Here is a 14318-nt window from a genome sequence, read left to right as displayed (position 1 = left end):
GCAAGTCTTCGGGAGGTCCCCCCGGCTCCGTCACCATCAGCCGCGGCCTGGAACGCCTGGCACCCGCAGCAGAGATGCTGCGGGTCCTCAGGGAGAATGGGCTTGTGAGATGAGACCAGTGCTCAGGGCACGGCCTGGACCGAGGCTGGAAGAACTGCGCGGTGCGCAGTTCTTCCAACGGGCCGGTGGCAAGACCATGGAGGTGGGTGTCAAGCCGGCGACGTATGCGTTGCCCGTTGAGCCAGCAGCGCCGCGCTTTGCGTTGGCAGGATCGTCGCCGGTCTTGACCCTGGCTGTTCGATGAACTGCGCATCGCGCAGTTCATCGAGCTTGGGTCCAGCGCCTCGCTGGTCCGGGTCCAGGGGTGGACAACCCCTGGTCGGGGCCCGGGGTGAAACCCCGGCGCGGCGCCTCCAAGAAAGAAAAGCAAAGCTAAGGAAGCGTCGCAGAGCGAGGTCTGTCCGACTAGAACCTGCGCCCGGGCCGCCCGCGGTCTTCGAGCAGCCGCGCTGAGTCTGGCGCGTCCGAAGGCGCGATCACGCGTGATGTCCGCGCGCCTTCTGGTGTGGAGGTCCTGTTCGTCTCGACGATCCATGAGGCGAGCGCGAGCAGGACGACACCGACGAGTACGATTGCAGCGACGATCGCCGTCGCCATGGGCATGCGAATTCGAACGCCATCGACATGATTCATCTCGAGCGTCACGAACACCTCCGCGAAAGGGACGGACCCGAAACGGGCGGCCCGCGACGCTCTCTGCGCCGATCTTCGAGCCCCCCTCGATGTCCGTCCGATGGTCCACCGCCGCTTGAAAAGAGCGGCTCTTTCATCGTCCGTCGACCGGCGCACACTTTATCGCAAGGTGGCTCGAAATGGAGGAAAATCGGGCATTCGATCGGACATTGAATGTCCACGAGGGAACGGCAGAGCCCGCCTGCGTGACGCCGGCCTGCCGTGCGGTACGCTCTGCGCCCACATGACCACACGCGCCGAGGAACGTGAGCTCATCCGCGAGGCCCTGCGCCTCCTCGACGTCGACCGCTTTGCGCTCGCGCTGCACGACCCGAGCTTCCCTGCGGATCCCGACGAGGACATCGGGCGCGGATCGCCGTATGGCTACGCTGCGGCCCGATTCTTCCGTTTTGCCCGGGACCTCGGCTTCAGCGCGATTCTCCTCGGCCCGCAAGGGGATCTCTCCGAAGGCAACGCCTCGCCGTACGATGGCGCTTGCTTTTCGCGCGCCACCGTCTCCATTGCGCTCGCGCCCCTCGTCCGGGATTCCGCCTGGGAGGGTCTCCTCCGCCCGGAGACGCTCGCGTCCCTCGTCGCCGATCGCCCTCTCGGCCCGGCTGGCCGCGCGCATCACCGTTACGCCTCCGCGGCTGTGCGCTGCGCGCTCGACGAGGCCTTCGCGTCCTTTCGAGAAAAACGTCGGCGCGGCACCTTGGCGCCCGCGCTCGCCTCGTTCGCCGAGCGGCTCGAACCGTGGCGCGCGCGGAACATCGACTGGATCGAGCGGGACGCGCTGTACGAGCGGCTCGCGAGGGAACACGGCAGCGGCCATTTCAAGGACTGGCCCGCCCTCGACGCGCGCCTCTTCGCGCCCTTGCCCGGGGACGAGGCTGCGGCGGCTGCGCGCCTCGCGGCGCTCCGGTCACGCGACGCGCAGGCCATCGAGGCCCACGCGTTCCGCCAGCTCCTCGCGCGCGAACAACACGCCGCCTTGCGCGTGGTTCTTCATTCGCTCGACCTCGTCCTCTACGGCGACCTCGCCATTGGCTTCGCCCCGCAGGACGAATGGTCGAACCTCTCGATCCTGCTCTCGGGCTACCGCATGGGCGCCCCGCCGAGCCGCACGAACCCCGAGGGACAACCTTGGGGGTATCCTGTCCTCGATCCCGCGTGCGCGCGCGGCGCTGCGCGGACCTTCCTCCGCGCTCGCATGACGGCCATGTTCGAGGCCTACGACGGCGTGCGCATCGATCATCCCCATGGCCTCGTCGACCCCTGGGTGTACGACGCCACCGCGGCGGACCCGCTCGCGGCCGTCCAGCGCGGCGCGCGCCTGCGCTCCTCGCCGGACCTGCCCGATCACCCGCGCCTCGCCGCGTTTGCCATTCCGCGTCCGTCGCAGATCGATCGCGACCTCCCTCGGTACGCCGACGGCTGGGTGCGCGCGCTCGACGCCGCGCAGGGGGACGCGTACGGCACCCTGTTCGACGCGCTGGTCGAAGCCGCGCAGGCGAGGGGACGCGCCGCCGATACGCTCTTTTGCGAGGTCCTGAGCACGCTGCCCGCGCCGGTCGCGGCGGTGCTCGCGCGGCATGGGCTCGGCCGGTTCCGCGTGACGCAAAAGGCGAACCTCGACGACCCGCGCGACGTCTACCGCAGCGAGAATGCCGAGCCCGCCGACTGGATCATGATGGGCACGCACGACACGCCCTCGATGTGGGAGCTCGCGGCGTCGTGGCGGGCCGAGGACACACGCGCGGCGCAGGCCGCGTACCTTGCGCGGCGGCTCGGGGCGCCGGGGCTCGCGGCGGATCTCGTCCGCGACGCGGGCCTGCTCGTCGCGGCGAAGCTCGCCGATGCTCTGGCCAGCAACGCCCGGAGCGCGATGATCTTCTTCGCGGACCTGTTCGGGCTGCGGGAGCGGTACAACGTGCCTGGCACGATCAGCGACGACAACTGGTCCTTGCGCGTGCCCGCGGGGTGGGAGACGGGCTACTTCGAGGCGCGACGCCGGGGCGAGGCGCTCGACCTGCGGCGGGCGCTCGCGCTCGCGCTGCGGGCGCGGGCGGCCGGGGCGACGGGCGACCTCGAAACGCTCGCGGCGCGGCTCTCGGCCTTGCCTTGAACGGCGCCTGAGGTCGGTCCGGGGCCCACACTCGTGCCAGGTCGGACACCTACTCAGGAAGGCGGGGGGTGACGTGTGCCAGCCGGGCGCGGGAGGTCGGAGCGTCAGGCTGTTACGCCTTCGCGCCCGCTGGCTTCGCAGCCTCCGGCCGCCCCAGATGCGCCTTCGCCCACGTCCTGAAATCCGTGGTCGCAATCCCGCGCGCCCGCGCGTACTCCGGCCGGGCGGGGCTGTCGACGACGTTCATCCGCTCCTGCGAGGTGACGAAAGCCCTCCAGAGCCCCTGGGCGAGCGCCTCCTCCGCCGTGAGCGACGGCGCCTCGATCGGCGTGCCGAGCACCTCCGAGAGGACCGCCGCGATCTCCCGCATCGACCGCCTGTCTCCCGCGAGCTCCAGTTCGACCCCCTTCCAGGCCACCGGGTCCGTGAAGGCCGCCGCCGCCGCCGCCCCGATGTCCTGCAGCGCCACCAGCGAGAGCACCGTGTCCGGCGCGAGCACCGTCAGGAGCCGGTCCTCCACCCCATTCGCGAACAGAAACGACGGCCGCACGAAGTTCTCCATGAAGAACGACGGCTTCAGCAACGTGAACGAGCGGAACCCCGCGCCGCGCACGAGATCCTCGATGTACGCCTTGCTCTCCCAGTAATGGACGCCCGACGCCGGCGAGCCCCACCCCGGCTGCCGCCGCTGATACTCCCCCGCGCCCGAGACCGACGTATGCACGAATTGCGGCACGCCCACCGCCCGCGCCGCCTCCACGATGTTCTTGCCCTGCCGCCGCTCGTCGTCGCCTTCGAGGTTCTTCAGGTTCGGCATCTGCACCGAGAACACCCCCCGCGCCCCGGCGCAGGCAGCCCGCAGCGAGGCCGGCTCGTCGAGATCGCCGCGCACGAGCGTCGCGCCGAGCGCGCCGAGCGCCCGCGCCCCTTGCGCCTCCACGTCGCGCACCAGCACGCGCACCGGCGCCCCGCGCGCGAGCAGCGCCCGCGCGACCGCGCCCCCCTGCCTGCCCGTCGCGCCCGTCACGAGGACCGGGTCGGACGAAGTCGCCCCCATTGCGAGAATCGGATCGGATGTCGTTGCAATCGTCATTGGCAGGTCATACGCCCTGCGGTATGGACGATCAATGCCTCGCCGTCCAAACCTCGTATCCAAGACGCCAGAGTTGCTGGACCTTCAGGACCCCCGCGGCGACGTCCTCGCCGACGTGCTCAGCGTGTCCCTGCTCCCGAACGCCCTCTTCAAGTGCATCGAGGCCCGGTCCCCCTGGGGCCTGCGCGTCCCGACCCGCGACCGCGCCGTCTTCTACCTGATCGCGCGCGGCCAGGCCCTCCTGGAGGTCGACGGCGAGCCTCCGCGCAGCCTCTCCCCCGGCGACGTCGTCTTCGTCCCGCACGGCACGGCGCACACCCTCCGCGACGAAGCGGCCCGCCACCTGTTCGTGGTCCATGACGGCCCGGCTTGCGCCGCCTCCGGCCCCGCCCGCATCGGCGGCGATGGAGCCCTCACCACCCTGCTCGCGGGCTTCTTCGCCTACACCGGCGGCGTAAAGCCCCTCCTGCTCGCGCGTGTCCCCCAGGCCGTGGTCCTGTCCCCCTCCGGCGATACGCCGCGTCCGTGGAGCGCCGCCACCATCGACCTCATGCTCGCCGAGATCGCCTGTCCCGGCCCCGCCAGCACCCTCGTCCTTCAGCGCCTCGCCGACGTCCTCTTCGTCCAGGTGCTCCGCAACCTCCCCACCCACGAGGGCAGCGGCCTTTCCGAGGCCCTCTCCGACCCGCCCGTGCACCACGCCTTGAACCTCATGCACACCCGCGTGAACGAGCCCTGGACCGTCGCCCGGCTCGCCGCGCTCGTCGGCCTCTCCCGCTCCGGCTTCGCCTTACGCTTCACCCAGGTCGTCGGTGATCCGCCCCTCCAGTACCTCGCCCGCTGGCGGATGGCCCGCGCCGCCGAGCTTCTGCGCGAGACCGACGACACCATCGCCCAGATCGCCGCGCGTGTCGGCTACGAGAGTGTCCCGTCCTTCAGCAAGGCATTCAAACGCTGGCAAGGCAGGAGCCCGACCCTTCACCGCACCATGCAGGGCTAGCTGTCAGGGAAAACGCACGACGCCAGGCTCTTCGAGCAAGCCCCGAAATTCATCAATCGCACCGCTCTCATAACGTTCCAGGACGGAATTCGTCCCTCCCGCAGCAGGAACCCGCGGCCGAATCAGGTTGCCGGCTCCCTCTCGGATCGTACCCTGTCGCGGATTGCCGGGAGGGGCATTGCCTTGAACAGCGGGGACATGATCGCTTCGAGATACATCCTCGAGCGCCCGCTGGCGAAAGGCGGGATGGGGGCGGTGTGGGTGGCGCGGCACGTCGAGCTCGATGTGCACGTCGCCCTGAAAGTCATGGCGCCCGAGCACGCCGATACCTCGTTCGCCCGCGACAGATTTCAGCGCGAAGCGAGGGCCTGCGCGCAGATCCAGCACCCGAATGTCGTGGCCGTCCACGATTACGGCGTCGCAGACGGCGTGCCGTTCCTCGTGATGGAGCTGCTCCAGGGCGAAGATCTGCAAGGTTGCCTCGCGCGGGAGGGCCGCCTCTCGCTCCCCGCCGCCATTGCCGTGATCCTGCCCGTCTGCAAGGGGCTCCGGCGCGCGCACGAGCTCGGGATCATTCATCGCGACATCAAGCCGAGCAATGTGTTCCTCGCGCGCCAGGGCGAGGACGTGATCATAAAAATCCTCGATTTCGGCGTCGCGCGGATCACGCACGATTCGTCCGGCCAGACCACGCGCACGGGGGTCTTGCTCGGCTCGCCGAGCTACATGAGCCCCGAACAGGCGCGCGGCCGGCACGTGGATCCGCGCAGCGACCTCTGGTCGCTCGCCGTCGTCCTTTACGAATGCCTGACCGGCCGGACGCCGTTCGGATCCCAGGCGCTCGGCGAGCTGCTCCTCGAGGTTTGCACCGAGCCGATCGCCCCGCCCACCACGTTCGCGCCCGATCTCCCGGCCGTCGTGGATTCTTTTTTCGCGCGGGCGCTCGCGCGAAACCCGGAGGAACGATTCCAGAGCGCGGAGGCCTTCGCCGACGCCCTCGATTCGCTCCGCGGCGGGATGCCGAACCTCACGCTCGGGCTGCCCCGCGGAATGGGACGGGATCCCGCGGCGCCCGAGGTCTCCTCGTCCCAGACGCCGCCGCCCACCTTGACGCCCACGGCGCCCGGCATCGCCACCACCACGATGGGCAGGAGCCGCCCGCGGGCCGCCCTGCTCGCGCTCGGGATCGTCGCGCCCATCGTCCTCGGGCTCGGCGCGCTCGCCGTCTATGGTTTCTCGTCGCCCGAGGAGCCCCTGGAGCCGGCGGGAGCGGCGCCGGCGGAGCCCATCGTGACACGCCCGCCCGACACCCCCGCGCCCACGGTGAGCGCGTCCGCGACGGCCGCGCCTCCGGAGACGGTCACGCTTCCGCATGCGGTGCCCTCCGCCGCGCCGCCCCCGGGCGTGCCCCGGACGTCGCGCAAGGCCCCCGCGCCCCGCGCCTCGTCGAAGCGCCCTTCGCCCGCACCGCCCGTGCCCACGCGCGACCCGACCTTCGGCTTTTGAATCGGGAGAACGTATGCGCCTTCGTTGGCTTGTCCCCCTCGTCCCCGCCCTTTTCCTCACGCTCGCGCCCCCGGCCCGCGCCACGGAGTCAAGACCGGCGAGCGCGCAGGACAAACGCGCCCTCGCCCTGGAGCACGCGCACCAGGGGCTCGATGCCTACCGCGCCGGGCGCTTCGAGGAGGCTTACGAGCATTTTCGCGAGGCCCAGGCGCTTTTTCCGGCGCCCACCTTGCTCGTGCACATGGCGCGTTGCCAGCGCAGGCTCGGCAAGGTCGTCGAGGCGAGGGCGCTTTATGAAGAAGTGCTCGCGCAAGGCTTGCCCGAAAACGCCCCGCCCCCGTTCGTGGAGGCGCGCCACAATGCCGAGAGCGAGCTCGCCGAAATGGAGGCCAAGCTCGCCGCAGAATCCAAGGCCACCGAGCGCCCCGCGCCCGTGCCATCCCGGGGATCCATCCTCCCCGGCGTCATCACGCTGGGGGCCTCCGCGGTGGGCCTCGGCGTCGGGGTCGCGACCGGGGCGATGTCGATGGCGAAGGTGTCCGACCTTCGCAGCCGATGCCAGGCCGACCATTGCGCCCCGGCCGATCGCGCCCTGGCCGATCAGGCCCGGACCCTCGGCCACGCCTCCACGGCGGCGTTCGTCGTGGGCGGCGCGGCGGCGGCGGCGGGCGTGCTTTTGCTCGTCCTCCGTCCGGGGGGCAAGGCGGGCGCCACCACGGGCGCCGTGAAGGTTCTCCGCGTCTCCGTGGGGATCGGCCGGGCGGATGTCGAATTTCGTTATTGAGGGACGGCCATGCACGTGTTTTCAACGGCCTCGGCGCGCCGGGGGCTCGGCGCGCTCCTCGGGGCGATCGGACTGCAGGGGGCGCTCGGGTGCAATACGATCACGGGGGTCGACGCGCTGCGCTTCGAGCCGTGCGCGCCCAGTTATTCCAGCATGACCGTGACGGAAGAGATCGGCAGCGACGGCGGGAGCGCATTCCACGACGCGTGCCCGGAGGGCGAGGTGCTCGTGGGCCTGCAGGGCGGCGTCAATGGTCCCATCCTCTCCGGGATCAGCGGCATTTGCGGGGCGGTGCGGATCTCGGAGGCGTCCCCGGTCGAGATCACGGTCACGGCCGGCGAGGCAATGCCGACCGTGCGGGGGGTGATGTCCTCGGAGGAGCCGGAGTCGCGGCGCTGCCCGCCGAACGAAATGGTCGTGGGCTTCAGCGGGAGCACCACCCTTTACGACCCCAACGCCCCGCGGCCCATCCTCTGGCGCGTCGCGCTCGTGTGCGCGCCCCTTGTCATCGAGGGCCCGCACGAAGCGGCGTCGATCTCGCTCGGAGAGACCACGAGCACGCCCTCCCTGGGCGGCGCGGAAGATGCGGGCGACACATTCGATCCCGTTCCTTGTCCCGAGAACCAGGTCGCCCGGGCGATCCAGGGGCGCTCGGGATTGCTCGTCGACGCGCTGGGCCTCGGCTGCGCGGAGCTCTCGCTCGCGTGCCCGTGGGCCCGGTCCGGCTCGGAGGAGTGAGATGCGCGGCTTACGCTTGATCTTCGAATCGTTCCGGCCGAAATCCCCGCGGGAGGATCTGTCCGTGCGCACCTTTTCGGTGCGCGAGACGATCTCCGAGCCGTTCGAGGTCTCGATCATGGCGCGCTCCCACGACGCCAGCATCGATCTCGAATCCATCGTGGGCAAGCCCGCGGCGTTCGTCATGGATCGCGGCGAGCATTTTTCCATCGGCCAGGCGCGGCGCCGCTGGGAGGGCATCTGCACGCACATCGAGCAGATCCGCGTCGAGGATTCGGAGACCGGCGAGTCCACCTACACGCTGACGATCCTGCCCAAGGTGTGGCTGCTCGGGCAACGGCTCGGCTACCGGGTGTTTCAGCACCTCTCCATCCCGGACATCGTGGACAAGCTGCTCGGGGAATGGAAAATCCAGCACAAGTGGGCCATCGATCGGGGCGCATATCCCCGGCTCGAATACCGGGTCCAGCACGGCGAGAGCGAGCTCGCGTTCCTGTCGCGCCTGCTGGAGGAGGCGGGCATTGCCTATTCGTTCCCCGACGAGGACGGCGCCGGCACCATGCTCCAGTTCTCCGACGCGCTCGCGGCGGGCAAGCCCCATCCGCACTCGCCGCTCACGTTCGACGACGCGCCGAACCGCACCGCGCCGAAGGAATACGTGACGGCCGTGCAAATGAGCCACCGCGTGCGGCCCGGCGCGTACGTGGTGCGCGACCACGACTTCCGCCGCCCCGATTTCCCGAGCCAGGCCGAAGCCCCGAAGGCGATCGACCCCGAGTTCCGCTACGAGCAGTACCATTACCACCCGGGCGCGCTGCTCGTCGAGACGACGAAAGGCGCCGGCGCCACGCCGGTCGCGGACGACAAGGGGATGGCGCGGCACGACGAAGCGTTTGGCGTCACCCGCGCGACGCAGAGCCTCCAGGCGGAGCGCCACGAGAAGCGGGTCGTCACGTATACGACGAACTCGATGATCCTCGCGCCCGGGGTGATTTTCGTGATCCAGGACCACCCGCACCAGGGCCTCGTCCAGCAGCGCTTGCTCGTGACCGAGCTTTGCCTCTCGGGCAGCGTCGTGTCGGAGTGGGAGATGAGCGGCCGGGCCGTGTTCGCGGCCGATCCGTACCGGCCGCCGATGGTGACGCCGAAGCCGCGGGCGCTCGGAATGGAGAGCGCGGTGGTGGTGGGGCCGCGGGGCCAGGAGATCCATACCGACGAGTTCGGCCGGATCCGCGTGCAATTCCCCTGGGACCGGGAAGGAAAACACGACGACGACAGCTCGTGCTGGATCCGCGTGAGCCAGGGGTGGGCGGGGACGGGCATGGGATCGATCACGATTCCACGTGTGGGGCAGGAGGTGCTGGTGGGGTTCCTCGGCGGCGATCCGGACCAGCCGGTCGTGGTCGGGCGGGTCTTCAATGGGAAGAACCTCGTGCCGTACAAGCTGCCCGAGCACAAGACGCGGAGCACGCTGAAGAGCGCGTCATCGCCCGGCGGGGGCGGCTCGAACGAGCTCTTGTTCGAGGACGCGCGGGGAAAGGAGCTCGTGTACGTGCACGCGCAGCGCGACCTCCACGCGCAGGTGCTCGGCGACGAGCACGAGCAGATTCAAGGCGATCACCGGATGCTGGTCGGCAAGCGGCAGGACATCGTGATCAAGGCCGAGAAAAAGGAGCTCGTCGTCGGGCGGAGTGATCTACACGTGGGCGGGGACGAGCGCCGGCAGGTGGACGGCAAAGCGTCGATCACGGTGGGCGGGAGCCGTCACGAAAAGGTGCAGCGGAGCCACGCCCTTTCCGCCGGGCAGGAGATTCACCTCGCGGCCGGAACGTCGGTCGTGATCGAAGGCGCGCTGGATCTCACGCTGAAGGGGCCCGGCGGGTTCATTCGAATCGATCCGAGCGGAGTGTCCATCGTGGGCAACCTGGTGCGAATCAACAGCGGGGGCGCGGCCGGCGCGGGGAGCGGGGCAGCCCCGGACGCCCCCGAAGACGCGCTCGAAGCCGTGGTGGAGCTGCCCGGCGCGGGCACGCCATGAATCGAGGAGGGGGACGATGCCGCCTGCAGCGCGTTTGACCGATCTGCACGTATGTCCTGTCATGCCCACGGGGGGGCCGATCCTTCCGCCTTGTGAGCCGCGGGTGCTCATCGGGTACATGCCCGCGGCGCGTATGGGCGACGCGACGACGTGCGCGGGGCCGGATGTGATCATCGGGGGAGAACCGACGGTGCTGATCGGCTATCGGCCAGCGGCGCGGCTCGGGGATCCAACAGCGTACGGGGGGGTCATCACGATAGGGTGTCCGAACGTGCTGATCGGCAAGAGCGCGCAGGCGCGGACGCTCGAACGCGCGGCGCAGGAGGGGACGCCGTTATGCGAGCCATGCGCGTGATCCTCGAAGTGCAATGGGGAAAGCTCGCGTCGCAAAGGGCGGTGCTCACGCCCGGCGGATCGCTGCGCGTGGGGCGGACCGAGCTCTCCGACGTCGTGATCCCCCACGATCGGCAGATGTCAGGGGTGCATTTCGAGGTGTCGTGGGACGGGGCGCGTTGTGTCGTGCGAGATCTCGGGAGCGCCACAGGGACGTGGCTCGACGGGCAAGAGGTGCGCGAGGGGGAGGCGCGGAACACGTCGTGGATCCGCGCAGGCGATACGGTGTTCATGGTCTTCTTCGAGGGAGCGACCTCGCACCCGCGCCCCGCGGACGCGCCGGAGGTGGCCTCGCAAAAGGAGAAAGCACGCGACGCGCTGCTCGCAGAAACGACGCCGCTGTTCGCACTGCTCGACGGAGCGCGCGCCCCGCGAATACGAGAACTCCTGCGAGAATCGATAGACGAGCACCGCTCGCTGTACGAAGGCGTGCAAGGCGACGCACTCGGCGAGGTGGCGCCGTATCTCGTGCGCCTATCGCCGGAGAGCGATCTCTTTGAAAAGCTCGTCGACGAGGGATGGGGACAGAGCTGGGGCGTCTATCTCACCAGCGAGCGTCCCCTCCCAGAGGTGCGGCGGCATCTGCGGCGGCTCACGATGGTGGATGCTGAGGGAGAAGCAAAACGTCTCTATTTCCGCTTTCAGGACCCGCGGGTGCTCCGGCGCTTTCTGGTGATGAGCAACCTGCGCCAGCGAGCAGAAATGTTCGGCGTGATCCTCGAAGCCTTCCTGATGGAGGGAGAGCAGGGAGAAGTCCTCCGCGCTTCTCATGCCCCGGTGGCGCCATGACGCTGCTTCGCTGGGAGCCGCAGAGCTGGGGCGTTGCCCCAGGCCCCAGCAGGGGCTGTCCGCCCCTGCACCCGGACCAGCCAGGGGCTGGACCCAGGGTCGATGAACTGCGCGATGCGCAGTTCATCGAACAGGCCCGGTCAAGACCGGTAGCGGGGTTGCCAGCCGAGACAGGCGCGCGGCCGTCCAGCGGGCCGGTGGCAAGACCATGAGGAGGTTCGCTGGCGTTGGTTCGATGAGCTGCGCGATGCGCAGTTCATCGATGAGGCCGTGTCTTCAAGCTTGGAGGCCGAGCCCAAAAGCGACGGGCACGTGTGTGCGAGGGATGGGGGCATGTGTCCGAAGAGACGACGTCGAGCCTCCGGAGACACGAGGACGTGCCTTGGAGGGACGGGGACGTGTCTCTGGGACGTGCCGTCGAGCCTCCGGAGATACGAGGCCGTGCCTTGGAGGGACGGGGACGTGTCTCTGGGACGTGTCGTCGAGCCTCCGGGGGTACGAGGCCGTGCCTTGGAGGAACGGGGGCGATGGAAGGAGCGGCGGGCTCGTGGCGTCGAGAGATGGCCGCGATGCAGGAGACCATGGGCGCATCGCCCGAAGACCTACGGCCCCATCGCGTGGAGAGACGGAGCCGTGCTGTTTGGAACGTGAGGTCACCGCGTCACGCCACGACGTCATGCGACGAGACGTTGGCCGCCGACCTGTCAACGCTGCGGCCTTTGGTAGGCAACATCATCCCTGGCCTTGACCGACGGCGGCGTTCCCCCACCAAGACAGCCGCGCTACGGCTTCTGCTGTCCCCCCGGCATCTTCGTCGGCCTGTTTGAAAAACTGCGCACCGCGCAGTTTTTCAACCCTGGGTCCAGCGCCTCGCTGGTCCGGGGTCGAGGGGGCGGACAGCCCCCCGCGGGGTCCGGGGCAGCGCCCCGGCGCGACGGAGCCTCCTCCGTCACCATCCGTCCGTGGACCCGATTCGCGTGATTCCTACGCCCCGCAGCGCCACCGGGCCTGCGGCCTGCGCGTCTGCTGCGAGGTGCGCCTCCGCCACCAGGCGCGCCGAGAACCTCGTGGACATTGGCAAGACCTCCACGAGCGCCTCTGGGAGGTAGACGGGTATTTCGCGTTCCTCTCCGGGGATCTGCACGATGCCTCGCAGATGTTTTCCTCCGAAGACGGCTTGCCGTTGATAACGACGGTGTTCGAGGAGCAGCCGCTCCGTTCGTAGGGAGACCTCTGCCGGCGTCACGATGCGCTTCTTCGCTTGTGCGTATGCTGCCTCGATCGCCGCTCCTAGCTCCCGCGCCGCCACCGGATCTCGAAGGGAATCTGCGGCGCTCAGGTAGTCGCGTGCGGCGGTGACGGCCTCCTTCACGCGCTCGTCTCCGCCCGCGGTCGGCGCTACCACCGCCACGAGCGCTTGTAGCGATTCGATTTCGTCGAACCAAAGGCACACTTCTCCTTCGACGAGGACGAGCGGCGCGACGAACCGGCCGTCTTTGCGAATGGCAGACCGCACTGCTTCTCGGATCGCCTCCTCGCCCTGCGCCGAGCCGTGCGCGAGGACTTCGAAGATCTCGCGCCGCTCCTCCATGTCGGCGGGCTCGAAGCCGAGCTCCGGATCGTCGATGTCTGGATCGAGCGGCTTGTCTGCGAGGGCCTCCAGGATCGTCCGCCATGCCGGCTGCCGGCGGATGCGCGGCAAGCTCCGCGGATCGAACCACAACAGGTCGAAGACCCGCGCGGGCACGGGCTGCTGGGTTCGCGCGGGGAGCGCCTCCTGCATCTCGGGCAACGGATCGACCTCGGCTGCGGCGTTCGAGGCGGAGAGCGCGCTCGGCGGCGCGAGGGGCATGCCGGAGAGGAGGGGCGGCGGAGCAATGGGCGGGGGCGGCGCAATGGGCGAGGGCGGCGGCGCGATGGGCGAGGGCGGCGGCGTCGCGATTTCGGGTTGCCGCGCGGGTAGGAATCCCGCGCGGAAGGGGAGCGCGGGTCGCGGCGGCGGCGCTTCCTGCATCTCGGGCGGGAGGGCCAGCGTCGAGGTGGGCAGCGGCCGACGTTTGCCCGAGGAGGGCGGCGGGGCGGCCGCGCGCTGCGGCGGATCGAACCAGGCGAGCGGCTCGCCCGCCACTTCCACGCCGGCCACGACGCGCAGCGCTTCGAGGGCCTGTTCGTGTGGGAGGTTCATCCAGCGCCGGAACACCACCGTGCACCGCTGCTCGTCGCCGTCGATGCGCAGCGTGTCCAGGCAGAGGTCCATGGGCTGGCCGTCCGGGACCCCGAAGGCCGCGAGGCCATGGATCCGCGCGACCCCGCGCAGGCCGGGCAATCGCGTCACGAGCCGGGGCAGGGAAGGGTGGAGGCCTTCGAGCACGATGTGCTCGTCGCCCCGGAGAAGATCGGTCTGCTGGTCGAGGGGCGCGGCCTGGAAATAGGCGCCGTCGAAGCCGGGCGGGATCTCGACGATCCGGCCTTCGAGCGCGCTCCGCGGCGTCGCCCCGAGCAAACGCTTGCGCGCGGGCCAAGCGCGCGCGATGGGCCCGAAGCCCGCGGGGCGCCGCGGGTCGCCCGGGGTCAAGATCGTCGGTTCGCCCTCGTCGCTCCCCGCGCCGATCCCGAGGGGGTTGTCCGGGACATCCGGTCCGCCATACGCGCGCTCATAGACGATCGGAATTCGTTGGGCGCCCCGCGAATCCTTGAGGAGGAGCGTCTTGTCGAGCAGCACGCGCTCGCCCGCGTGCACCTGGAGCCGCGCGGCCGTCGCATGGCCGTGCCCCGTGAAGAGCACGTCGGCGCGCGCCAGGTAGGGGACGAGATCACTCGTGAAACGCACGCTCCGCGCGGGGTTGTCGCCGTGGTGGACTTCGTCCCGCAGGAGGGGCTGCGGCGGGACGCGCGGCATGGGCGCGTCGGGCGCGAAGGCGAATGTCGCCTTGGTGATGACGGTGGCGTGCAAGACGCCGCCCGTACGAAATGCAATGATCCCCGCCTCGGCGCCCGGGAGGGGCGAAATGGCGGCCACCCCATCAACAAGCATGAACGAGCGTATCACGAAGACACGCGCGCCGCCCCCGGCCGCAAAAATGCCGCGCGCGACATGTGAATTGTGTCCCGGGCAAGGGA

Annotated in this window: 10 protein-coding genes and 2 pseudogenes; 9 read left to right on the top strand and 3 right to left on the bottom strand. The window is 69.9% G+C overall.

Going from position 1 to position 14318, the window contains the following annotated elements:
- Positions 1–465 precede the first annotated feature (465 nt).
- Positions 466–705 (bottom strand): hypothetical protein, encoded by a 240-nt coding sequence (locus QHF89_RS18550; protein WP_136972729.1) that lies wholly within the window; start codon positions 703–705, stop codon positions 466–468.
- Positions 706–976: 271 nt separating this feature from the next.
- On the opposite strand from QHF89_RS18550, the gene QHF89_RS18545 reads away from it, so the two are divergent.
- On the top strand, positions 977–2857 hold the full coding sequence (locus QHF89_RS18545) for a 4-alpha-glucanotransferase (protein WP_284720656.1): 1881 nt from the start codon (positions 977–979) through the stop codon (positions 2855–2857).
- 112 nt (positions 2858–2969) lie between these two features.
- Here QHF89_RS18545 and QHF89_RS18540 read toward each other — a convergent pair whose 3' ends face one another.
- On the bottom strand, positions 2970–3914 hold the full coding sequence (locus tag QHF89_RS18540; protein ID WP_136972727.1) for an NmrA/HSCARG family protein: 945 nt from the start codon (positions 3912–3914) through the stop codon (positions 2970–2972).
- 109 nt (positions 3915–4023) lie between these two features.
- Here QHF89_RS18540 and QHF89_RS18535 point away from each other — a divergent pair, with 109 nt between their 5' ends.
- The 8 genes and pseudogenes from QHF89_RS18535 (at position 4024) to QHF89_RS18505 (ending at position 11198) form a co-directional block, all read left to right on the top strand.
- Positions 4024–4950 carry an AraC family transcriptional regulator gene (locus tag QHF89_RS18535; protein ID WP_232380119.1) on the top strand — a complete coding sequence of 309 codons (927 nt, stop codon included), beginning with the start codon at positions 4024–4026 and terminating at the stop codon, positions 4948–4950.
- Between the two features lie 198 nt (positions 4951–5148).
- Positions 5149–6456 (top strand): serine/threonine-protein kinase, encoded by a 1308-nt coding sequence (locus tag QHF89_RS18530; protein ID WP_136972726.1) that lies wholly within the window; start codon positions 5149–5151, stop codon positions 6454–6456.
- 13 nt (positions 6457–6469) lie between these two features.
- A complete protein-coding gene (locus QHF89_RS18525; protein ID WP_136972725.1) occupies positions 6470–7240 on the top strand; it encodes a tetratricopeptide repeat protein in 771 nt (256 codons plus the stop codon).
- Between the two features lie 9 nt (positions 7241–7249).
- Complete coding sequence (locus QHF89_RS18520) at positions 7250–7978, top strand: hypothetical protein (RefSeq protein WP_136972724.1); 729 nt, start codon at positions 7250–7252, stop codon at positions 7976–7978.
- 1 nt (position 7979) lies between these two features.
- A complete protein-coding gene (locus tag QHF89_RS18515) occupies positions 7980–10016 on the top strand; it encodes a type VI secretion system Vgr family protein (protein WP_136972723.1) in 2037 nt (678 codons plus the stop codon).
- 16 nt (positions 10017–10032) lie between these two features.
- Positions 10033–10299, top strand: a pseudogene (locus tag QHF89_RS18510) (PAAR domain-containing protein); the annotation flags it as partial.
- A gap of 53 nt (positions 10300–10352) precedes the next feature.
- Positions 10353–10622, top strand: a pseudogene (locus QHF89_RS50195) (FHA domain-containing protein); the annotation flags it as partial.
- Positions 10623–10640: 18 nt separating this feature from the next.
- A complete protein-coding gene (locus tag QHF89_RS18505; RefSeq protein WP_284720655.1) occupies positions 10641–11198 on the top strand; it encodes a DUF4123 domain-containing protein in 558 nt (185 codons plus the stop codon).
- A 949-nt stretch (positions 11199–12147) separates the two neighbouring features.
- On the opposite strand, the gene QHF89_RS18500 is transcribed toward QHF89_RS18505, so the two are convergent.
- The gene (locus tag QHF89_RS18500) at positions 12148–14232 is read right to left on the bottom strand and encodes a DUF2169 family type VI secretion system accessory protein (protein WP_284720654.1); all 2085 of its coding nucleotides are present in this window, start codon (positions 14230–14232) and stop codon (positions 12148–12150) included.
- Positions 14233–14318 lie beyond the last annotated feature (86 nt).

Source organism: Polyangium sorediatum (assembly GCF_029946465.1).
GTDB lineage: Bacteria > Myxococcota_A > Polyangia > Polyangiales > Polyangiaceae > Polyangium > Polyangium fumosum.
This window is presented reverse-complemented; position numbering and strand designations above follow the sequence as displayed.

Coding starts and splice junctions, on each gene's coding strand:
- QHF89_RS18515 (WP_136972723.1), top strand. CDS start 7,980: ATGCGCGGCTTACGCTTGATCTTCGAATCGTTCCGGCCGAAATCCCCG.
- QHF89_RS18530 (WP_136972726.1), top strand. CDS start 5,149: ATGATCGCTTCGAGATACATCCTCGAGCGCCCGCTGGCGAAAGGCGGG.
- QHF89_RS18540 (WP_136972727.1), bottom strand. CDS start 3,914: ATGGGGGCGACTTCGTCCGACCCGGTCCTCGTGACGGGCGCGACGGGC.
- QHF89_RS18520 (WP_136972724.1), top strand. CDS start 7,250: ATGCACGTGTTTTCAACGGCCTCGGCGCGCCGGGGGCTCGGCGCGCTC.
- QHF89_RS18545 (WP_284720656.1), top strand. CDS start 977: ATGACCACACGCGCCGAGGAACGTGAGCTCATCCGCGAGGCCCTGCGC.
- QHF89_RS18525 (WP_136972725.1), top strand. CDS start 6,470: ATGCGCCTTCGTTGGCTTGTCCCCCTCGTCCCCGCCCTTTTCCTCACG.
- QHF89_RS18505 (WP_284720655.1), top strand. CDS start 10,641: ATGGTCTTCTTCGAGGGAGCGACCTCGCACCCGCGCCCCGCGGACGCG.
- QHF89_RS18500 (WP_284720654.1), bottom strand. CDS start 14,232: ATGCTTGTTGATGGGGTGGCCGCCATTTCGCCCCTCCCGGGCGCCGAG.